Annotated in this window: 15 protein-coding genes and 2 pseudogenes; 14 read left to right on the top strand and 3 right to left on the bottom strand. The window is 58.6% G+C overall.

Features of this window, described 5'->3' with window-relative positions; all coding sequences use genetic code 11:
* The first annotated feature begins 13 nt into the window (after nt 1–13).
* The 8 genes from SD70_RS33700 (at nt 14) to SD70_RS19965 (ending at nt 5797) form a co-directional block, all read left to right on the top strand.
* A complete protein-coding gene (locus tag SD70_RS33700; RefSeq protein WP_052487678.1) occupies nt 14–949 on the top strand; it encodes a GNAT family N-acetyltransferase in 936 nt (311 codons plus the stop codon).
* A gap of 44 nt (nt 950–993) precedes the next feature.
* Complete coding sequence (locus tag SD70_RS19995) at nt 994–1728, top strand: DUF3891 family protein (RefSeq protein WP_041049276.1); 735 nt, start codon at nt 994–996, stop codon at nt 1726–1728.
* A gap of 30 nt (nt 1729–1758) precedes the next feature.
* Nucleotides 1759–2565, top strand: a complete 807-nt coding sequence (locus SD70_RS19990) for a sugar phosphate isomerase/epimerase family protein (RefSeq protein ID WP_197081092.1) — start codon at nt 1759–1761, stop codon at nt 2563–2565.
* Entirely contained in the window at nt 2550–3038 is a 489-nt protein-coding gene (locus tag SD70_RS19985) for an NUDIX hydrolase (RefSeq protein WP_041049275.1), read from the top strand. The genes SD70_RS19990 and SD70_RS19985 overlap by 16 nt, the downstream gene beginning before the upstream one ends.
* A 113-nt stretch (nt 3039–3151) precedes the next feature.
* Nucleotides 3152–3655 carry a GNAT family N-acetyltransferase gene (locus SD70_RS19980; RefSeq protein WP_041049274.1) on the top strand — a complete coding sequence of 168 codons (504 nt, stop codon included), beginning with the start codon at nt 3152–3154 and terminating at the stop codon, nt 3653–3655.
* Nucleotides 3656–3704: 49 nt separating this feature from the next.
* The gene (locus SD70_RS19975) at nt 3705–4181 is read left to right on the top strand and encodes an SRPBCC family protein (RefSeq protein WP_331436822.1); all 477 of its coding nucleotides are present in this window, start codon (nt 3705–3707) and stop codon (nt 4179–4181) included.
* 221 nt (nt 4182–4402) lie between these two features.
* Nucleotides 4403–5176: a DUF975 family protein gene (locus tag SD70_RS19970; RefSeq protein ID WP_197081091.1), complete on the top strand. Its 774-nt coding sequence runs from the start codon at nt 4403–4405 to the stop codon at nt 5174–5176.
* 30 nt (nt 5177–5206) lie between these two features.
* The gene (locus SD70_RS19965; RefSeq protein ID WP_041049271.1) at nt 5207–5797 is read left to right on the top strand and encodes an HD domain-containing protein; all 591 of its coding nucleotides are present in this window, start codon (nt 5207–5209) and stop codon (nt 5795–5797) included.
* A 99-nt stretch (nt 5798–5896) separates the two neighbouring features.
* Here SD70_RS19965 and SD70_RS19960 read toward each other — a convergent pair whose 3' ends face one another.
* A complete protein-coding gene (locus SD70_RS19960) occupies nt 5897–7957 on the bottom strand; it encodes a bifunctional diguanylate cyclase/phosphodiesterase (RefSeq protein ID WP_052487676.1) in 2061 nt (686 codons plus the stop codon).
* Between the two features lie 876 nt (nt 7958–8833).
* On the opposite strand from SD70_RS19960, the pseudogene gltB reads away from it, so the two are divergent.
* The 4 genes and pseudogenes from gltB to SD70_RS19940 all read left to right on the top strand — a co-directional run bounded on the left by gltB (nt 8834) and on the right by SD70_RS19940 (nt 16415).
* Nucleotides 8834–13434 (top strand): annotated as a pseudogene (gltB, locus tag SD70_RS19955) (glutamate synthase large subunit).
* A gap of 25 nt (nt 13435–13459) precedes the next feature.
* Nucleotides 13460–14943 (top strand): annotated as a pseudogene (locus tag SD70_RS19950) (glutamate synthase subunit beta).
* Between the two features lie 133 nt (nt 14944–15076).
* Nucleotides 15077–15574, top strand: coding sequence for a hypothetical protein (locus tag SD70_RS19945; protein WP_041049270.1), 498 nt, complete (start codon nt 15077–15079; stop codon nt 15572–15574).
* A 223-nt stretch (nt 15575–15797) separates the two neighbouring features.
* A complete protein-coding gene (locus SD70_RS19940; RefSeq protein ID WP_041049269.1) occupies nt 15798–16415 on the top strand; it encodes an NUDIX hydrolase in 618 nt (205 codons plus the stop codon).
* A 1290-nt stretch (nt 16416–17705) separates the two neighbouring features.
* Here SD70_RS19940 and SD70_RS19935 read toward each other — a convergent pair.
* Complete coding sequence (locus SD70_RS19935) at nt 17706–18383, bottom strand: response regulator transcription factor (RefSeq protein ID WP_041049268.1); 678 nt, start codon at nt 18381–18383, stop codon at nt 17706–17708.
* A gap of 122 nt (nt 18384–18505) precedes the next feature.
* Nucleotides 18506–19795, bottom strand: a complete 1290-nt coding sequence (locus SD70_RS33695) for a sensor histidine kinase (protein WP_197081090.1) — start codon at nt 19793–19795, stop codon at nt 18506–18508.
* 204 nt (nt 19796–19999) lie between these two features.
* Here SD70_RS33695 and SD70_RS19925 point away from each other — a divergent pair, with 204 nt between their 5' ends.
* Both SD70_RS19925 and SD70_RS19920 read left to right on the top strand, forming a co-directional pair.
* The gene (locus SD70_RS19925; protein ID WP_197081089.1) at nt 20000–20977 is read left to right on the top strand and encodes an ABC transporter ATP-binding protein; all 978 of its coding nucleotides are present in this window, start codon (nt 20000–20002) and stop codon (nt 20975–20977) included.
* Nucleotides 20970–21926 (top strand): ABC transporter permease, encoded by a 957-nt coding sequence (locus SD70_RS19920; RefSeq protein WP_041049266.1) that lies wholly within the window; start codon nt 20970–20972, stop codon nt 21924–21926. The genes SD70_RS19925 and SD70_RS19920 overlap by 8 nt, the downstream gene beginning before the upstream one ends.
* Nucleotides 21927–22026 lie beyond the last annotated feature (100 nt).

The following is a 22026-nucleotide window of genomic DNA, read 5'->3' as shown; positions in this document are numbered from 1 at the left end:
CGAGGAGGAAGCGGTGAGAGCTACCGGGGAGATTTTGAAAGTGTGGCGGCTGTTTGACCATCACCCGATGGAAACGTTAACGAAAGCTTGGTGTTTCTCCTGTTCCCCCGAACCCAGGCAAAGAAGCGTTGCGCAGATGAAGGAGCACCGCCTGCAATACGGGACTTCCGGCAATTGCTTTGATTTGGCGCTGTGGCTAATTGAGGAATATAAACGCGAAGGCATAACCGCTTACGCCATAGGCCACGATCTATGCACCCCGAAAGCCCATGTCGCGGTTGTGGCGATTAACGAGCGGGGGGAGCGCTTTTTCTGCGACTTGGGCGATCAATGGATCGAACCGATATGGATCGATCCGCGCGGCGGAGCGAAGGGAGTTGACAGGCGGACAGGGGATCTAATCATGATGCATGATTCGAAACTGCGAAATGAACCCAAACAGGCGGTGAACTGTCAGATGTTGATGTTGCAGTACCGGAACACAATCCCCGCGGACTTTGCCGCGATTGCGGCTTTTCCGCAAAGCCGGGAAGAGTTCTTTTTCATGTTTCCGAAAGGCGAATATCCTCCCAGGCCGGAGCAGCTGGAAAAGGTCGCCACCGAGCGATGGTCGCCTACCGTCATCACGATCGGCGGCGAGCTGGCAGCCTACGCCAATTTCTACGATGTGCGTGCCGGGCACGACTGCTGGCTTGGCAACGTAATTGTAAATCCGAAGTTCAGAAGAAGCGGCATAGGCTCGTTTTTGCTGGAGACAATGAAGCGGAGAGCGGCAGACGAGCATAACGCCATGGAGCTGAAGCTTGTTTGCCACAATACGAACACGAGGGCTCTATTGTTTTACTACAAGCATGGTTTTAGACCGTTCGACATGAAGGTGGCGGAAGACTGCCATCATAACGCGATCGCCGGAATCCAAATGTCCCTGCCGCTGACAACCGGCAGCTAAGGAGAGGAGCCTATGATAGTTCGCGAGACGGAGCATCATTTGTAATGGTGGCGCAGCACGATCATGCTTTGCTTTCAGGGAGCCTGGCGCAACATTTGCGCCGCCATTTATTCGCCCACGACAGTTACCGGGACGACGTGGTGTTCGCCGTTTGCGAGCATGACAGAGGCTGGATTCGGATGGACGACACTCCGATCTGGAACGATCGCGCCGTCGGACCGGCGTTGTTTCCCGATTACCCGCTGCTGCCGAAGCTGATTTTATACCGGCAAGGCATTGACGAGGTGCAGCAAATGAACCGGTATGCCGCCTTGCTGTGCAGCCTGCACTATTCGTCTTTCGACATTTTTCGAACCAGCACGCAGCCGGAATGCGTGGAATTTTACCGCCATGAGCTGGCGAGACAAGCGGCCATCCGGGACGAATATCGCCATATCGACGAGGATACGGTGATGAAGCACTTGCGGCTGCTGCAGCTGTGCGACGACATGTCTCTTTATGTATGCTTTAACCGGCCCGGTGCGGCGAAAGCGGACGAATTTCCGTGGTACGTTTCCGGCTTTCCGAGATCGGAGCTTTTTAACCCGGATGAGGGGAAGCCGCTCGTAGCGCGTTGGCTGGACGAGAAGCGCATCGCGGTCGAGCCTTCGCCGTTCGAGCACGAATTTGCAGCGGCGTTAAGAGTGAAGCATGTAGCCAAAACGTTAATCCGCCAGCACGGCATCGCGGCAGCGTACAAAAATACCGAATGGACGGAGCAGGAGGTAGTATTTGCGTAGCGGCGGAACGCGATGGGGGCTTGGCCCTATATGAAGCTGGGAATGCCGACATTGATCGAATTCGGAAGTCTGGAGCAAAATGTGGGCCTATGCCGCGAGCTGGGTCTTCATTTTATAGAACTGAACATGAATCTCCCGATCTTCACCCCCGAACGCCTCGATGCAAAGCGATTGAGGGCGTGGGCGCAGGACAGCGGCATCGGGTTTACGATCCATTTGCCGGAGGAACTGGACTTGTCTTCGTTTCACCCTTCGATACGGAAGGGGCATATCGAACGCTGCAAAGAGTCGATGGCCTGGGCAGCCGCGGTGGGCGTGACTGTGCTCAATATGCACCTGAACCCGGGTATTTATTTTACTCTTCCCAAGCGCAAAGTGTGGATCAACGAGCGGTATGAATCCGAGTTTGTGAGTGCGCTCGATGAAAGTTATTCCGAACTGTATGCGCTGGCCGAGTCGCTTCAGCTGCAGCTGTGCATTGAGAATACATACAATTTTCACCTGCCGTTCGTTCGCTCTGCGCTTGAGCGGCTGCAATCGTATACGGCGTTTCGCCTGACCTGGGATGTTGGCCACGATGCCAAAGCCGGTTTTGCGGAGGAGCCGGTTCTGCTCGCTTATCGAGATCGCATTCGCCACATGCATCTGCACGACTGCAGCGCCGCGTCGGATCATCAACCGCTATATACTGGCAATGTGCCGATCGGGGACCGGCTCCGCTTGGCGCGCGACCTTGACTTAGGCGTTATTATTGAAGTGAAAACTGCCGAGGCGCTGCGGCAATCGGTGCATGCGCTGCGGGACCGCGGGGAGTGGATGGATTGCAAGAGAACGTAGCATGGCACAGACAACTCGGCGTCTACGGTATTTGCGTTAAGGATAGTAAGCTGCTGGTCATACATAAGAACGGCGGCCCCTACAACTCCCGATACGATCTGCCCGGCGGCAGCATTGAACCGAACGAGCCGCTGCCCGCTGCCCTGCATCGGGAGATTTTGGAGGAAACCGGCGTTTCCGTGCGTATTATCGGTCACATCGGGACGCGCGACTTTGTCGTACCATGGACGCGCGAGCGGTATTCCCATACACATAGCCATCATATCGCCATTTTTTACGAGGTGGAGTATATATCGGGGGACGTCCGGTTTTCGCCGAATGTGGACGACTCGAGCGGGGCCGAGTGGCTGGATGCGGACCGTTTCGCATGGGACAACTCGTCCCCCTTGGTCATGCAGGCCGTGGAATGGCTTGCGCAGCGGACGATACCGGTCGATACCCGCTATTTTACCGCATGGGAAACGAAGCTGTAACGAAAGTGACGATGTTCAAATAACTGGAAATATGATACAGTATCGGTAAAGGTAAGCCCGGACATCGTGCGCGATGATCAGGGCTTTTTATCCAACCGGAGGGGAAGGGGCCAATGACGACTATCGAGCTTCGCCGGTTGAATGCCCGGGAGGGCCAAGACATTCGGGACATGGTGCTGGAGATTGGGCCCAGGGAGAACGGCTTTGGAAACGGCTTTTACACGAGTGGCGAGGCCGAGTTTCAAGCGGCGCTTGACCGCAACCTTGCCATGTCGCAAGGCGACGATTTGGCGCCGCACCTTGTGCCGCAGACGGTCTACTGGCTGTATGTTGGCGGCCTTCCTGTCGGCTACGGAAAACTGAGACATCGGCTGAACGATAAGCTGCGGCTGGAGGGAGGCCATATCGGATACGTGATCCGCCCGACAGAGCGGCAGAAGGGCTACGGCAAACTGCTGCTGCAAGAGCTGGTGAAGGAAGCGAAGCATCTTGGGCTTTCCGACGTCCTGCTGACGTGCAACGAGGACAACACGGCGTCGCGGCGTATTATCGAGGGCTGTGGCGGGCGCCTGGAGGACGTCATGGACGGGAAATGCCGGTATTGGATACAAATATAACGGGAAGCGGCCGCCAGCGGCGGGAGAGCGGGGAGCGAAATTGATCACGGTGCAAACACAAATCGACATCGCTGCGCCGATCGAGCTTTGCTTCGACCTGGCGCGGGATATCGATATACATTCCGCGACGGTATGGAAGCACACGCGGGAGAAGGCGGTCGCCGGCGTGACGAGTGGCTTGATACTTGCAGGCGAGACCGTAACATTCGAGGCGACGCATTTTCTGGTCAGACAAAGATTGACTTCCGAGATTGTGCAGATGGAGAGACCGTATGTGTTTGTAGACCGGATGCTGCGCGGCGCATTCAAATCGATGCAGCACACCCACGAGTTCCAGGCCGTGGGCGGCGTAACGCGGATGACCGACACGCTGCAATTCGCAGCGCCGTTCGGTCTGCTCGGCTTGGCTGCCGAGCGGCTCGTTTTGGCGAAGTATATGAGACGCTTCGTTGAAGACCGCAACCGCGCGTTGAAGCGGATCGCCGAACGGGGCGGCGCCGCTCGTGAAGCCGATTTAAAACGGTAGGCGGGGAGCGGCTGCAACGCCCCATCCGGCGCATAGACGCAAAGGGGACGGCAAAACCGATAGCAATGCGACAAGCGCAAAATGCCGCCGCAAAAGCCCTGTCCAACACAAAATGACGCGAAGGAGCGTGCTTATGCAGGCAGCTATGATCTTCGTCTCCATCGCTGTGCTGAAAGCGTTGCTGCTCCTATATCATAAACGCGCATAAGATCAAATTCACGATGAAGGGGACAACAATCGCCATGTGGACGAGAGCGGAACTGAAATCGAGAGCCAAAGCGGTGCTCAAGGTATCGTACTGGAAAGCATTCCTTGCCAGCCTGGCCGTTTTGTTTGCCGGCGGGAGCGCCAAAGGAGCTCCGTTTAACTTCAATTTTCGTACGGGCGGAGGCGGCGCGCCGAGCGGCATAAGCGGCGGCGGGGGCATCGATTGGAACGGCCTGCTCCCTGTGTTCATCATCATCTTTGCGGTCATATTGGTGCTGGCGCTGTTGTTCGCGCTGGCGTTCCGCATCTTTCTCGGATTTCCGCTCGAGGTAAGCGGACGCCGCTATTTCAAGCAGGCAGCCACAGACGGAGCGGATTTGAACCATCTCGGGTACGCGTTCAACAAGACGACGTACTGGCTTGTCATCAAAGCGATGCTGCTTCGCGGCGTTTACAACTTTTTATGGTACTTGCTGCTGATTGTGCCGGGCATCGTCAAAGCTTACTCCTACAGCATGGTGCCGTACATTCTCGCCGACAATCCGCACATCGGCAAAGAGCGCGCCATCGAACTGAGCCGGCGAATGACGTTCGGACACAAATGGAATATGTTCGTGCTCGACCTGTCGTTTCTCGGCTGGTATTTGCTCGGCCTGCTGGCGTTGGGCGTGGGCGTGCTGTTCGTCCTGCCGTACGTCAACGCCACCCAGGCGGAGCTCTATCTCGTCCTTCGCCGGCAGGCGCTGGAGCAAGGCTTGTGCACGCACGAAGAGCTGCGGCTCACATAACCGTTTCAACAAGAAGAGGAGAGGCTGCCCATGACAGACAGATTGGAACGCCAGATCGGCTTCATTATCGAGCTGGACAAGCTGAAGAACATTTTGCGCAAAACGCGGGTGCTGGGGACGGACCGCTACGAAAATGACGCCGAGCACACGTGGCATCTCGCGCTCATGGCCATCGTGCTGGCGGAGCATGCCGATGCGCGTGGACTCGATCTCGGCCGCGTGCTGAAAATGCTGCTCGTCCACGACGTTGTGGAGATTGACGCCGGCGACACGTTCGCGTACGACGAGAAGGGGCACGAGGACAAGGAGGAGCGCGAGCAAAAGGCGGCGAACCGCTTGTTCGGCCTGCTCCCGGGCGACCAGAGGGACGAGCTGATGGCGCTGTGGCACGAGTTCGAGGCGCACGAAACGGCAGAGGCGAAGTTTGCGCTGGCGCTCGACCGGCTGCATCCGATGCTGCTCAATTTTCACAACAAAGGCCAGTCGTGGCGCGAGAACGGCATTACCTCCGAGCGCGTTCTTGCCCGCAACCGCGTAATCGAGGACGGCTCGCAGGCGCTCTGGGACTACGCGCAGCGCATGGTGCGCGAAGCGGTGGAACGGGGATATTTGACAAAATAAGCCAATAAATCGCAGGGCTCTATAACGAAGCTTCTATTTCTTCGGGAAACACGCCTGCCTTAAAGGAATCCTAAGCCGTTTCCTCTTGCATAAGCGGCGTCATTCGAAGGCAAGAGTAGCCTCGGTATAGTAGTTGCAGCGCAGAAACGGTTCCAGCTCTTGCGGGCATACGGGCAGGCTGAATAAAAACCCTTGCATGTCGGAGCAGCCCAGCTCATGCAGCTGCACGGTCTGGCTCTCGTTCTCGACGCCTTCGGCAATGACGTTCAAGTTCAGGCTGCGCGCCATGGCGATAATGGCTCGAATGATAGCGAGCTGGCCTGTGCGGATGAACGTTTGATCGATTTTGATCGTATGTATCGGGAATTTCTCCAAATAGCTAAGCGATGAATAGCCTGTGCCGAAATCGTCGATGGAAATGGAGATGCCGATATCGCTCATCTCTTTTAACATGCGGATCGCCTGGTTGACGTTGGTCATCGCCGTGCTTTCCGTAATTTCGATATGAAGAAAACGCGGATCGAGCCCGGTCTCGTCCAAAATTTGCCGGATCGTGTCGATCAAATGATCCTGCTCGAGCTGACGGACGGACAAATTGACGGATACGAACAGCGACGAAAACCCTTGATCTTGCCACAGCTTGTTTTGGGCGCATGCGGTGCGCAGCACCCACTCGCCGATCGGCACGATGAGCCCCGTTTGCTCGGCGACCGGAATGAACTCGAGCGGGGAAATGGAGCCGGAGCGGTGATGCCAGCGAATGAGCGCCTCGGTGCCGATCACGCTCCCCGTCGCCACGTTCACGATCGGATGGTAATGAAGCTCGAACTCTCCGTATTGCAGCGCTTTGCGCAGCCATTGCTCAAGCGATACCCGCCGCTGCAGCTTGCAGGAAATGTCGTCGCCCCACGTTTCAAACTTGTTTTTTCCGTTCTCTTTGGCGAGATACATCGCCTGATCCGCCCGGTTCAAAAGCGTCTCGCCGTCGCCGCCGTGCTCGGGATAAAAGCTGATCCCGAGGCTGGTTGTCATCGTATACTCTTGCTTATGTATGGTGAAAGGCTTCGCTATTGCCTTTATAATGGCGATGATTACTTCAGCGAGCACAAGCTCGGTGGTTTCTTCCAAAATCACGACGAACTCGTCGCCGCCTATTCGTCCGACGTGATCTTTAGCCCGGACACAGCGGCGGAGCCGTTTGGCGAACATTTGCAGCACGCGGTCTCCGAGCGCATGGTCGAGCGAATCGTTAACGAACTTGAATCCGTCGAGATCGAGATACATGACGGCAACGCGCTGCTTTTTTCGCTCCGCATGCGAGATGGCCGTGCGCAGCAAGTCCTTGATCAGCCTGCGGTTGGGGAGACCTGTGAGCGCATCGTGAAACGCGAGTCTATAGAGACGGTCCTCTGTTTTTTTTCGCTCCGTAATATCGGTGATGACTCCGTCGACGCGGACGATATCGCCAAGCGGCCCCGGCACCGGCACGGTATAATCGTCAACCCAGCGAATGGTACCGTCTCGGCGGCAAATGCGGTACTTGTACCTGATTTTTTTGCCTCGCAACAGGAGGCGTTGGCGTTTTTCCACATGCGGCCGGTCGTCCGGATGGATAACCTTCCTCCATAAATCCGGATCGCGGACAAACGCTTCTTGCGGATAGCCGTAAATGGCTTCGCAAGCAGGCGAAATTTGCGTTTCGTTCGTTTTCGCATCCCGCGACCACAAACACACTTCCAGGGACTCGAAAATGTTGGCCAGATGCGCCTGCGTCTTCAGGAGCGTCCGTTCCAACTGGTTGCGCCGGGTGATGTCCTTCGCGATGCCGATCAAACCGGCGATCCGTCCGTCGATCCTCACCGGCATGGCGGTAATGCTGAGCTCAATGCATTCCTTGGACTTGTTATAGATCGTTACTTCGCTATCCACTTTGATTCCTTCCGTAACAACCTGCCGGAAAGCGCTGTGAACATCGTATTTTTGATAAGGGGTCAGGAGATCGGGGTAGTGCATGCCAAGCAGTTCATCGTGGGCATATCCGGTAAGCTTGAGCGCTGCTTCGTTAAAACCGATGAAGCATCCTTGAATGTTGAGCACATAGCACGGGTCCGGATTATACGCAAAGAGAGATGGCAAGTAGTCGTCCAGATGTTCAATCACATTCTCACCCCTACGTTAGGCACTCATGGCGATAATTGAATAGCTTCCATAGAACAGTAGTTTTACGTCCGATGCAATCGTCGGATAGGCCGTTTTTCCCACACAACCATTTTATCGACAAAAATCGGTAAATTACAACAGACTTTTGTCACAAAATTTGTTGTTAAAACGTCAAAATTCGACAAATATCAACATTTCCCCCTTTTTCCCGACGGAGGAACATACGCATCCTCAGACTAGACGAATGTTTCGCAGTGCCGCTGCATACACATTATCGAATGCGGCGTTCACCATCGGGAAATTGGTCCAGGCTGCCGAAAAAGGCGGAGCGGAGAGTAGGCCTTGTGAGCTACAAGTTTTGCGCAGCAAGCTTCGCTTCGTTAGCATGCGGCTTTGAACTTGTGTTGCCCACATGCTTTCAAATTCGAGGGAATACGAGTGTGGGCGAGGCCGGAGACCCGCCTTCCCGTTCCGCAGCTCAGCTATACTTTCTCGAGCCAGGGCAGCCTGAAATTCTCGCGGTTCGGCGCCTTTTTTTCGTTGAAGTAAGCGTTTGCGAATGTTAAGATAATAGACAATATTATGACAATTCGTTCGTTCCATCATCGTGTATAAGTTGCGCCTAAACATTGGCTGATGCGTACGGTTAATGCGCGCGTCCCGAAGGACGGCGTAATCTGTGTGTCGTTGGTAGAGCCGTAGAAAGGTTTTGGCCTTCTCGCTCTAGGCGTAAAGCTGGAGAAGTAACGGCGAGCAAGATGCAGGACATCTCGCTCCCAGCTTAACGTCATAGTCATAGATTTTAACGCTTTAACTTAGCAATACGCTCCACGGCGACAGATTTTACAGATAAGGAGATTGTTGGCGGACATGGACATGAGGAAGAACGGCATTCCCCCGAAACAGGGTCTGTACGACCCGCAATTTGAGCACGACGCCTGCGGCATCGGCTTTGTCGCCAACATGAAAGGCGCGAAGTCGCACGACATCGTGCGCCAGGCACTGCGCGTGCTGTGCAATCTCGATCACCGCGGCGGACAGGGCAGCGAGACGAATACGGGCGACGGCGCGGGCATCCTGCTGCAAATTCCCGACGCGTTTTTCCGCGAGGCGTGCCGAGAGCAGCACATCCAGCTGCCGCCCGCCGGCGAATACGGCGTCGGCATGGTGTTCTTGCCGCAAGAGCCGCAAGCGCGCGAAGCGTGCGAGCGCATCGTCGAGCAGCACGTGACGGGGTGCGGCCAGACGCTGCTCGGCTGGCGCAAAGTGCCGACGGATAACGCGCTGCTCGGCGACGTCGCGAAGTCGGTCGAACCGTACGTCTCGCAAGTATTCATCGGCAAAAACGCTTCACTCGATCTTGGCAAGGACGAGCTGGCGTTCGAGCGCAAGCTGTACGCCATCCGCAAGCTGGCGGAGAACGAAGTGCGCAAGGCGCATCCCCAGGCGCCGTTCTACTTCTCCAGCCTATCGAGCCGCACCATCGTCTACAAAGGCATGTTGACCCCGGAACAGGTAGACGCTTACTTCCTCGAGCTGCAAAATCCGGCAGTCGCTTCCGCACTGGCACTCGTACACTCCCGCTTCTCCACGAACACGTTCCCGAGCTGGGAACGCGCGCATCCTTACCGATACCTCATTCACAACGGCGAAATTAACACGCTGCGCGGCAACGTCAACTGGATGCATGCCCGCCAGGCGTTGTGCGAATCCGAGCTGTTCGAGGATGACTTGAAAAAGCTGCTGCCGATCATCGACAGCGAAGGCTCGGACTCGCAAATGTTCGACAACTGCCTCGAGTTTCTGATGCTCTCCGGCCGCTCGCTGCCGCACGCGGCGATGATGATGATTCCGGAGCCGTGGCAAAAGCACGAAACGATGGACGATGAAAAGAAAGCGTTCTACGAGTACCACAGCTGCCTGATGGAGCCATGGGACGGCCCGGCGGCGATGGCGTTCACCGACGGCCGGACGATCGCCGCCGTGCTCGACCGCAACGGGCTGCGCCCGTCCCGCTACTACGTGACGAAGGACGATTTGATCGTCCTCGCGTCGGAAGTCGGCGTGCTCGACATTCCGCCTGAGCGCATCCTTCGCAAAGACCGGCTGCGCCCGGGGCGTATGCTCGTCGTCGACACGGAGCAAGGCCGCATCATCTCCGATGAGGAGATCAAGCGCCAAATCGCCACAGCGCACCCTTACCGCGCCTGGCTTGACGAGCACCTCGTCTCGCTTGAGGAGTTGCCGGAAGCGCCGCACGTGCCGGAGCCGGATCACGCTACAGTGCTGCAGCGGCAGCAGGCGTTCGGCTACACGTTCGAGGCGCTGCGCAAGTTTTTGGAGCCGATGGCGCGGATCGGCGTCGACCCGGTCGGCTCGATGGGCTGGGACGCTCCGCTGGCGGTTTTGTCCGACCGGCCGCAACTGCTGTACAGCTACTTCAAGCAGCTGTTTGCGCAAGTGACGAATCCGCCGATCGACGCCAACTTCGAAGAGATTATTACGGCGCAGGGGACGACGGTCGGCCCGGAGCGCAATTTGATCAAGCCGGAGTCGGAGAGCTGCCGCCATATTCGCCTGAAATCGTTCGTGCTGGACAACGACGAGCTGGCGAAGCTGCGCCATATCGAGCGCGAAGGGTTCCGCACGGCGACGCTGCCGATTTTGTTCCGCGCGGCGGACGGGGCGGCGGCACTGAGGCGGGCGCTTGACGGGCTGTTTGCCGCCGCCGACCGGGCTATTGAGGATGGGGCGACGCTGCTGCTCCTGTCCGACCGCGGCGTCGATGCGGAGTACGCGGCTATTCCCGCGCTGCTAGCCGTCTCGGGCTTGCACCACCACCTTATCCGCGCCGGCACGCGCACGAAGGTAGGGCTGCTTCTCGAGTCGGGCGAGCCGCGCGAGGTGCATCATTTTGCCTTGCTGCTCGGCTACGGGGCCAGCGCTATCAACCCGTACCTGGCGTTCGAGTCGCTGGACGATATGATCCGGCAAGGGCTGTTGACCGGCATCGATCACGAGAAAGCGTGCTACAACTATATCAAAGCGGTGACCAAGGGCGTTGTGAAGGTGCTGGCCAAAATGGGCATCTCGACGATCCAGAGCTACCGCGGAGCGCAAATTTTCGAGGCGGTCGGGCTGAATTCGGACGTGATCGACAAGTATTTTACGTGGACGGCTTCGCGGGTGGAAGGCATCGGCCTGGACGTAATCGCCGAGGAGACGCTGGCTCGCCACCGGCGCGCCTACTCCCCGCAGGCGGGACGCGATCCCGTGCTCGACGCCGGCGGCGAGCTGCAATGGCGCAGCGAGGGAGAGGAGCACCTGTACACGCCGGAGACGATTCACGCTTTGCAGTCGGCGGTGCGGACGAACAACTACAACGAATACAAACGGTTCGTAAAGCTGATCCGGCGCGAGAACGACAAGCATTTGAACCTTCGCTCGCTGCTGGCCTTCAAGGAAGGCCGGACCCCTGTACCGCTGGACGAGGTGGAACCGGTGGAAGCGATCGTAAAACGGTTCAAGACCGGCGCCATGTCGTTCGGCTCGATCTCGCAAGAGGCGCACGAAGCGCTGGCGATCGCGATGAACCGCATCGGCGGCAAAAGCAACACCGGCGAAGGCGGAGAGCATCCGAACCGGTTCGTGCCGGACGCGAACGGCGATTTGCGCCGCAGCGCGATCAAGCAAGTGGCGTCGGGGCGGTTCGGCGTCACGTCGAACTATCTCGTCAACGCCGACGAGATTCAGATCAAGATGGCGCAGGGCGCCAAGCCGGGTGAAGGCGGGCAACTGCCGGGGCCGAAGGTGTACCCGTGGGTCGCCGAAGTACGCGGCGTGACGCCGGGCGTAGGGCTCATTTCGCCGCCGCCGCACCACGACATTTATTCGATTGAAGATTTGGCCGAACTGATTCACGATTTGAAAAACGCCAATCCGCGGGCGCGGATCAGCGTCAAGCTGGTCAGCGAAGTCGGCGTCGGCACGATCGCCGCCGGCGTCGCCAAAGGCAAAGCGACGTCGTCCTGATCAGCGGCTACGAGGGCGGCACGGGCGCCTCGCCGCAGACGAGCATCCGCCACGCCGGCTTGCCGTGGGAGCTCGGGCTGGCCGAGACGCATCAGACGCTCGTGCTCAACAATTTGCGCTCGCGGATCGCCGTCGAAACGGACGGCAAGCTGATGACCGGCCGCGATGTGGCGATCGCCGCCATGCTCGGCGCGGAGGAGTTCGGCTTCGCGACGACGCCGCTCATTGCGCTCGGCTGCGTCATGATGCGCGTCTGCCATCTCGACACGTGCCCGGTCGGCGTCGCCACGCAAAATCCGGAGCTGCGCGCCAAATTCACCGGAGATCCGCAGCACGTTGTCCATTTTATGCGGTTCGTCGCCCAGGACTTGCGCGAGCTGATGGCCGAGCTCGGCTTCCGCAAGGTCGAGGAGATGATCGGGCGCACCGATGTGCTCGAGCCGAAACAGGCGATCGCGCATTGGAAGGCGCGCGGCATCGACTTGTCGCCGCTGCTGCACCGCCCGGACGTTACGGACGACGTGGGCCGCTTCTGTCAAATCGTGCAAGATCACCGGCTCGACCGTTCGCTCGACGTGAAGGAGCTGCTGGCGATTGCCGAGCCGGCGCTGGAGCGCGGCGAGCATGTGCACGCCATTTTGCCGATCCGCAACGTGAACCGCGTCGCCGGCACCATTTTGGGCAGCGAGGTGACGCGCCGGTACGGGGCGGAGGGGCTGCCGCACGACACGATCCGGATTCATTTTAACGGCTCGGCCGGGCAGAGCTTCGGCGCGTTCGTGCCGAAAGGGATAACGCTGTCGCTGGAAGGGGACGCCAACGACTACTTCGGTAAAGGATTGTCCGGCGGCAAGCTGGTGGTGTTCCCGCCGGTCCAAGCGACGTTCGTGCCGGAGGATAACATCATTATCGGCAACGTCGCCTTTTACGGGGCTACGGACGGCGAGGCGTACGTTCGCGGCGTGGCCGGCGAGCGGTTTTGCGTCCGCAACTCCGGCGTGCGGGCGGTCGTCGAAGGAGTCGGCGATCACGGCTGCGAGTATATGACCGGCGGACGCGTCGTCGTGCTCGGCCGGACCGGACGCAACTTCGCGGCCGGCATGTCGGGCGGCATCGCCTACGTGCTTGACGAGGACGGTTCCTTCCCGGCTCGCGTCAACCGCGAGATGGTGCTGCTCGAACAGCTGGAGGAAGCGTACGAGATGAACGAGCTGAAGACGATGATCCAGCATCACGCGACGTATACGGACAGCGAAGTGGCGCACCGGGTGCTGGGGCACTGGGACGAATACGTATGGAAATTCGTCAAAGTCATTCCGAAGGATTACAAGCGGATGTTCGAAGCGATCGAGCGGGCCAAACGCTCCGGCCTCGGCCAGCAGCAAGCGTTCATGGTCGCCTTCGAGGAAAATATGCGCGACGTCGCGCGCGTCGGCGGCAACTGACGAACGGAGGAGGCACGAAGCGAAGATGGGAAAACCGACCGGCTTTATGGAATATGAACGCGAGCTTGCGCAAGAAGCGGCCCCGCTCATGCGCGTGAACCATTGGAACGAATTCACCCAGCCGCTTCCCGAGGGAAAATTGCGCGAGCAGGGCGCGCGCTGCATGGACTGCGGCATCCCGTTTTGCCATACGGGCAAGCTGATCAGCGGCATGGCGGCCGGCTGTCCGATTCATAACCTGATTCCCGAGTGGAACGATCTCGTGTACCGCGGTCAATGGCGCGAGGCGCTCGACCGGCTGCATAAGACGAACAATTTTCCCGAGTTTACGGGGCGCGTCTGCCCGGCTCCTTGCGAAGGCTCTTGTACAGTCGGGCTGAACGGCTCCCCCGTAACGATCAAAAGCATCGAGAAGGCCATCATCGACCGCGGCTTTGCCGAAGGCTGGGTGAAGCCCGAGCCGCCGGCGGTGCGCACCGGCAAGAAGGTGGCCGTCATCGGCTCCGGCCCGTCCGGGCTCGCCTGCGCGGCGCAGCTCAACAAGGCGGGGCACACCGTCACGGTGTACGAGCGCGCGGACCGCGTCGGCGGGTTGCTCATGTACGGCATTCCGAATATGAAGCTCGACAAGAAGTATGTACAACGGAGGGTCGATCTATTGGCTGCCGAAGGTGTCACGTTCGTGACGGGACGGAGATCGGCAAACACATTCCGGCGCAGCAGCTGCTTGAGCAATTCGACGCCATCGTCCTGTGCGGCGGCGCGACGAAGGGCCGCGATCTGCCGATCGAAGGGCGCGAGCTGAAGGGCATCCATTTGGCGATGGAATTTCTGAAGGCGAATACGAAGAGCTTGCTCGATTCGGGACACGAAGACGGGGCGTTCATCAGCGCGGAAGGCAAAGACGTTATCGTCATCGGCGGCGGCGACACCGGCACCGACTGCGTCGGCACTTCCTTGCGGCATAAGGCGAAGTCGGTGACGCAGTTCGAGATTATGGCGAAGCCGCCGCTCGCGCGCCAACCGAACAATCCATGGCCGGAATGGCCGCGCGTGTACAAGATGGACTACGGCCAGGAAGAAGCCGCTGCGCTGCAAGGCGAAGATCCGCGCGAGTATCTCATTTCGACGAAAAAATTCGTCGGCGACGAGAACGGGCACGTGATGGAGCTGCACACGGTGAAGATCGAGTGGAAGCAGGGCGACAGCGGCCGCTTCGTGCCGGTCGAGGTGCCGGGCAGCGAGAAAATATACCCGGCGCAGCTCGTGCTGCTGGCGATGGGCTTCATGGGGCCGGAGCCAACGGTGCTGGAGCAGCTCGGCGTCGAGCGCGACGAGCGGTCGAACGCCAAGGCGGAGTACGGCAAGTTCGCGACGAACGTGCCGGGCGTCTTTTCCGCCGGCGATATGCGGCGCGGTCAGAGCCTTGTCGTATGGGCGATCAATGAGGGCCGCGAGGCGGCGCGCGAAGTCGACCGGTTCCTGATGGGCTCGACCAATTTGCCGTAACGGAGGGACTGCCTCTGCGCCACAAAACGTTGGCGCTCGACACGGTTGTCGAAGCGCCAACGTTTTTATTCGTTTCCATTTGCTGGCGAATCCGATACAATGAAAATACTATCCTAGCTGCGAGGTACGGAGTATGGATTGGAATCTGGAGCTGTCCGAAGAAGAAATGAAAGCGCTGCTCGCACCGTCGCAGAACGAGCCTGACGCCGGCGGCTCCGGTATGCCGGCGGAGCTGCCGGGACTGGCGCAGCCGTTCGCGTTGCAGCAAGAAGCCGAACTGCTGCAAGCTATGGCAAACGTTGTGAAGACGTTGACCGTCCGCGTCGCTTCCCTCGAAGGCGAGGTCGGGCGTTTGCGCGCCGAGCTCGCTGTTGCTTGCGGAAACGAGCTGCCTGCAGCCGAGAGGAGGATTGTCGTCGAAGACGCCCGGTTGCCTGAGCTGCCCGCGGAGCGGGAGGTGTCGGCCGCAGCCGATCCGCAGCTGGGCCGTAGAGGCGTTGCGGCTGGATTAGCCGCAGCGCCAAGAGGTGTTGGCGATTTGGCTGGTGCGGAGACGGCAGGGGCGGAAACGGGGGTGCCGGCGGGGGCAGCAACGGTGCAGTCGGTCGGTGCGGAAGCGGCAGCGTCGTGAGGGTATGGCGACGGTGTTGCCGGTAGGTGTGGCAACGGGAGTGCCTGTGGGGGCAGCAACGGTGCAGCCCGCCGACGCGAAAGCGGCAGCGTCGGCAAATGCGCAAGCTGTATCGGCAACCGGCGCTACGGCTCTTATCCCCCGCTCAGCCCGGCACCGGAAACCGGAAAAGAAGGGGTTGTTCGCGAAGCTTTTTCATCCATGACAACGGGGCGGTGCCGACATGAAATACGAATGGCTGAAGCTTGCCCAGGAGCTGCAGGCGATCGCGCAGACCGGGCTGACTTACTCCAAAGACGTGTACGATCGGGAACGGTTTGAACAGATTCGCGAGATCAGCGTGCGCATTATGTCCGATTTTACCGGTACGGACATGGCGGTCGTACGCGAGCTGTTCGCACATGAGACAGGTTATGCGACGCCGAAGGTGGACGTTCGCGCTGTCGTGTTTCAGGGCGGGCGCCTCCTCATGGTGCGCGAGAAGATGGACGGCGCTTGGTCGCTCCCAGGCGGATGGGCCGACATCGGCTGCACGCCGAGCGAGGTGGCGGTGAAAGAAACGCGTGAGGAAGCGGGATTCGAGGTGCGCCCGGTGCGTCTCTTGGCCGTACTGGACAAGAAGCGCCATCCTCATTCGCCGTCTCCCTCCTACATTTACAAAATATTTATCCAGTGCGAGATTGTTGGCGGTGCGGCGACGGCTGGCTTGGAAACAAGCGACGTGCGCTTCTTCGCGGACAATGAGCTGCCGAAGCTCTCCGTCGATCGCAATACGGAGTCCCAAATTCGCCTCATGTTCGAGTACGGACGTGATCCGGACAAGCCGGCAATATGTGACTGATACAACGAAAGCGGCCGTCTCGCAGCAGGACGGTCGCTTTTGCTTGATGAACGGCATGCGCCGCTACGGGCGAATACGGCCGGGGTGCACATGCGTTGCCAGGATGAGGAAGGGGACGAGAACATTCGAGGGCTGCACGCGCCATTCGCTTGGCCTTTGTAGAGCCTTAGTAGAGCTTCAGTAGAGCTTCACTAGAGCTTCACTAGAGCTTCAGTAGAGCTTCAGTAGAGCTTCAGTAGAGCTTCAGTAGAGCTTCAGTAGAGCTTCTCTAAGTAGAGCCTTAGTAGAGCCACAGTAGGAGCTCAGTAGAAGTTCAGTAGAAGTTCAGTAGAAGTTGAGTAGAAGTTCAGTAGAAGTTCAGTAGAAGTTGAGTAGAAGTTGAGTAGAAGTTCAGTAGAAGTTCAGTAGAAGTTCAGTAGAAGCTTGGTAGAAAACTCAGTAGAAGCTCAGTAGAAACTCAGTAGAAGCTCAGTAGAAGCTCAGTAGCACCACAGTAGCACCACAGTAGCACCACAGTAGAAGCTCAGTATAGTAGAACCACATTGGAGGCTGAGTAGAGTTTGGTAGAACCTCAGACCGACCCCTGTACGCCCCCAAGTAGAAAGGGTTGCGGAATAACGGAACGGTGTTCCGTTATTCCGCTATTTCCCGGAAATTTCCCAGTAATAGCGGAACTACGGTACCTTATTCGAGTGAAACTGGTGCTAGAATGGTGTTCTGCGAACACCGAGCGGGTAAATAGCGGAACGGCGTTCCGCTAACGGGTGAAGAATAGCCCCCGAACCCGCAAATAACGGAACGACGTTCCGTTAACGAAAGAAGAAGCCCCCGAATCGGCACATAGCGGAACGCCGTTCCGCTAACGAAGGAAGAAAGCCCGCCGATCAGCGCATAACAGAAAAGCGCTTTGCTGATACATATCAAAGGTACAGCGGCGTTCTGGCAGCTGCACATATTTCCGCCTCAGCCCCGCGCCATCCTAACACCGCTCACAGCCGCATCCACACGTCGCTCCGACCTCGCGCTACCGTCTTACCGCATTTATTCCTCCTGCGTCTTGCGGGATGCCTGGATATGCTCGTGGACGCCCATTTTCGAATAAGAGCCCTAATTGTCGCAAAAGCGCATAACGGAACGGCGGCGTTCTGGCAGCTGCACGCATTTCCCGCCCCAGACCCGCCTCAGCCCCGCGCCATCCTAATACCGCTCACCGCCGCATCCACACGTCGATCCGACCTCAGGTCGCCGTCCTACAGCATCCACACCTCGTTCCGACCTCGCGCCGCCGTCCTACAGCATCCCTTCCTCCTGCGCTTTGCGGGTTGCCTGGATACGGTCGCGGACGTCCATTTTCGAATAAATGTTGGAAATGTAGTTTTTGACCGTACCTTCGGACAAAAATAGCTTCTCCGCGATTTCCTTGTTGTTGAGCCCTTGCGCGATACAGGTCAGCACTTGCATTTCGCGCTCGCTGAGGCCGTAAGCGTCGTGCCGGACGGGGTCGGCCGTCTCGGTGCCGCCGCTTCCGCTGCCTCCGCCATTTCCGGATCGGGCCTGATCGACGAGCAGCTTGGCAATATCTTGCGGGATGAGCGTGCCGCCGCGATGCACCCACTTGATGCCCGCGATCAAATCTTTCGGATGGATCGCTTTCAGCAAATACCCTTCCGCCCCTGCGCCGAGCGCCTCCACGACATAGCCGACTTCCTGGAACGTCGTCAAAATAATGACGCGGATGTGCGGCCACTCGGTCTTGATCCGTTTCGTTGCCTCCACGCCGTCCATGACAGGCATATGAATGTCCATCAGTACGACGTTGGGTTGCTTTTCCCGGCATAGATCAACGGCGGCTTTTCCGTTCTCGGCCAGCGCAGTCACTTCGATGTCCGGATCCATGTCGAGCACGATGTGCAGACTCTCGCGGATGAGATCCTGATCATCCACAAGCATAAGCTTAATGTCCTTCATACCGCCCCTCCTTCTTCATACCACCATCATCTCCACCGGCAAGTAAAAGTTGCAACGCCTCTACGCGCACATCGCGCAGCGGAAAACGGCCCCGCCGCAAAGGACGACCCCGGCCGTTCCTCTCATTGGTACTCGCTGCCGCTTCCGCCGCCCGTTTCGGAGACACTCGGCAATGCTGCCGTTTCGCCTGCCGCCGAAGCGACGGCGACCGGTATGCGGCATACTACAATCGTGCCGCGGCCCGGCTCCGAGCTGACGAACAGCTGGCCGTGCAGCGCCTGCAGCCGCTCCTTCATCGCCGTCAGCCCGAAGCCGGTCTCCAGCTTGTCTGCGCCAATGCCGTCGTCCTCGACGCGGAGCTCGACGAAGTTCGGCTCGAACGACAGCGTTACGTTCACGACGGACGCTTCTCCGTGCCGCTTCGCATTCGTGAGCGACTCCTGGAGGCAGCGCAGCAGTGTCCACCGCATTTGCTGCGGCATCTCGTATTCGGCGCCGAACGGTTCGACCCGAATGGTCGTGCCGGTCTGCACGGCAAATTCGCCCGCTAATCGCATCATTTGCTCGGACAGAAGGCCGTCGTCGTCTTGCGGCGCCATCTGGTGAATCGAGCGGCGCACTTCTTCAAGACCGTTGCGGGTTATCGTCCGCAGCTTCTCAAGCTGCTGCTTCGCCTTTTCCGGTGACGCATCGATGAGATACGAGACCGCATCCATGCCCATGATCACCGAAGTAAACGTATGCCCGACCGTATCGTGCAGCTCCCGCGCCACACGGTTGCGCTCGGCGTGCAGCGTCAGCTCCTCGATGCGGCTGGCGTACTGCTCGAGCGCTTTATTTTGCTGGCGGATGAGGGTGTATTGCCGCTGGTTTTCTTCCAGCAGCCGCCCCGTCTTTTCTTGGGTCCGGTGCAGCCGCCCGAGCGCGAAGCCGATGCCGTAGCCCATCAGATAGCTTAAAAAATCTTCGGTAGCGTATAACACGTTCGCATGGACGTGGAAGACGAAATAATTCGCTGCCGGGAAGCCGAACACGAATACCGGCAATGTCCACCACATCGTCCGCCGGTGAGCGAGAAATCCGACAAGCATGAGCGGCGCGAACAAGATGCTCGTTGCTTTGCCGGAGCTAGCGCTGATCATGAGCTGCAGCGAACCGAGCGTCAGCAGGATGACGACGGGCAGCCACAACATGTTGACATAACCGGGCCGCCAAAACCCGACCGCGGCAACAGTGCCGACAAGCATAAGCGCAATCCCCGCCCACACCGGCAACGTGCCGAAAACCGACGGGTCCAGCAAAGCGTAAATGACGCCGATCAGAAACCATGCCGTCTGCACGGACAGCAGCATCCAGTCGACCCAATGCCAATTGCGCCGTTCGATCATGTCCAGTGCCCCTCTTTGGTTCAAAAATGAGACGTATCCCGTCTCCGCAGGTTGCTGCTCCTATTGTAACCGAATCGATTCGCACCGCCTAGTGAAAACGGTCATACGCCGCATATGACTGGCGCATGACCGGTTGCCCCGACACGTGTCCTTCGTTCGGCAAGCTTATGACGGCAACGTGACCCCGCTCACTGGTTTCATACTATGAAATTAGGATAAGATGAGAGCATGAACAAGTTTGCAAGAGACAAGGAGAGAGTCGAAGTGAACAACGAACCGGTCGTGCAGCTGCGCGGCGTGACGAAACGCATCGGCTTCAAAACGATCATCGACCGCATCTCGTTCGATGTCCCGAGAGGCGAAGTGTTCGGCCTCCTCGGCCCGAACGGCGCTGGCAAAACGACGACAATCCGGATGATGGTAGGCCTTATGTCGATAACCGAAGGGGAAATTATCATCGAAGGCCGCTCGATCCGCACTCACTTCGAGCAGGCGATCAGGCGCGTCGGGGCGATTGTCGAGAACCCGGAAATGTACAAATTTTTGAGCGGCTACCGCAACCTCGTGCATTTTGCCCGGATGACGCCCGGCGTATCCGAAGCCCGCATCCGCGAGGTGATTTCCCTCGTCGGGCTGGAAAACCGTATCGACGAGAAGGTGCGGACGTACTCGCTCGGCATGCGCCAGCGGCTCGGCGTGGCGCAAGCGCTGCTACACAAGCCGTCCTTGCTCATCCTCGACGAGCCGACGAACGGCCTTGACCCGGCCGGCATCCGCGAGCTGCGCGACCATTTGCGGCGGCTTGCGCGGGAGGAAGGCATCTCGGTCATCGTCTCCAGCCACTTGCTTTCGGAAATGGAGCTGATGTGCGACCGCATTGCCGTCATGCAGACCGGAAAGCTCATCGACGTGCGCCATATCGGCGAATTCGTGAAGGAAGAAGGGGCGGCAAAAGTTTTGTTCGAGATCGAGCCCGGCCAGCTGGCAGAAGCGGAGCGGACGATACGGGCCGCTGCGATCGAGGCGCAGGCTTCGCCCGACCCGTCGGTCTCCGGCGGCTTGCTCGTAACGGTGGAGCGGGAGCGGATCGCCGACGTGAATGCCGCGCTCGTGAGCGCCGGCATCCGCGTTTCGGGCATCCGGCCTGTCACCAAATCGCTCGAGGACAAGTTTCTGGAAATAACGGGGAGGGATTCGATTGCTTAATCTCGTCCGCAACGAAAATATGAAAATTTACTGCCGGATCCGGACATGGGTGCTCGTAGCCATGCTGATCCTGTTCTGTTTCCTCGTTTCGTTCATTTCGCGCTACGATAAGATGTCCTCCGGCAACCCGCACCGCGAGTGGCGGCCGGAGTTGCAGCAGCAGGCGCAGTCGCTGCAGCAGCAGCTTTCCGGCGACGAGAAGCTGCCGGCGCCGATCCACAAGCAGCTGCAGGAAAGGTTGGCGATCACGAAGTATCAGCTCGAGCACGATATTCCGCCGACCGAAGCCACGATGTGGGGCGGTGTGCAGCGCGTATCGGCGCTCGTCATGATGGTCACGCTGTTCACCGTCATCGCCGCAGCCGATGTCGTCGCTGCCGAATTTACATGGGGGACGATCAAGCTGCTGCTCATTCGGCCGGCGACGCGGGCCAAAATTTTGCTCTCGAAGTATATCTCCACCATGCTGTTCGCCCTGTTTCTGCTGGTCGTGCTTTTCGCCTCGTCCGTACTGATTAACGGCGTGATCTACAGCTTTAGCGGCTGGTCGGCGCCGAGTCTGACGACGGATGCCGGCGGCGCGGTGAAGGAAGGGGTTCTCGTTTTCAATGTGCTGGCCGCCTACGGCTTGAAGGTAGTCGAGCTTATCATGGTTGTCACGCTGGCCTTCATGATCTCGTCCGTGTTCCGCAGCTCCGTGCTGGCGGTAGGCCTCAGCCTGTTCCTGATGCTGCTTAGTCAGCCGATTACGATGCTGCTAATAAGCTTGAATCCGGACGTCGGCAAATACTTCCTGTTTGCCAATACGGATTTGACCCCGTACCTGGCCGGCCGTCCGCTTGCCGAAGGAATGACGCTCGGCTTCTCGATTACCGTGCTGGCGGTATACTTTATCATTTTCAATGCGCTGTCCTGGCTCGTCTTCACCCGCCGCGACGTGGCCGCATAAGCAAAACGAGAAGGACCGCCGATATGGCCGGTCCTTCTCGTTTGTGCTGTCGAACGGTTTCGTACCGATTGCTCGAGAGTTTGGCGTCGTGATTTAATTC

The sequence above is a fragment of the Gordoniibacillus kamchatkensis genome (assembly GCF_000829455.1).
GTDB lineage: Bacteria > Bacillota > Bacilli > Paenibacillales > NBRC-103111 > Gordoniibacillus > Gordoniibacillus kamchatkensis.
This window is presented reverse-complemented; position numbering and strand designations above follow the sequence as displayed.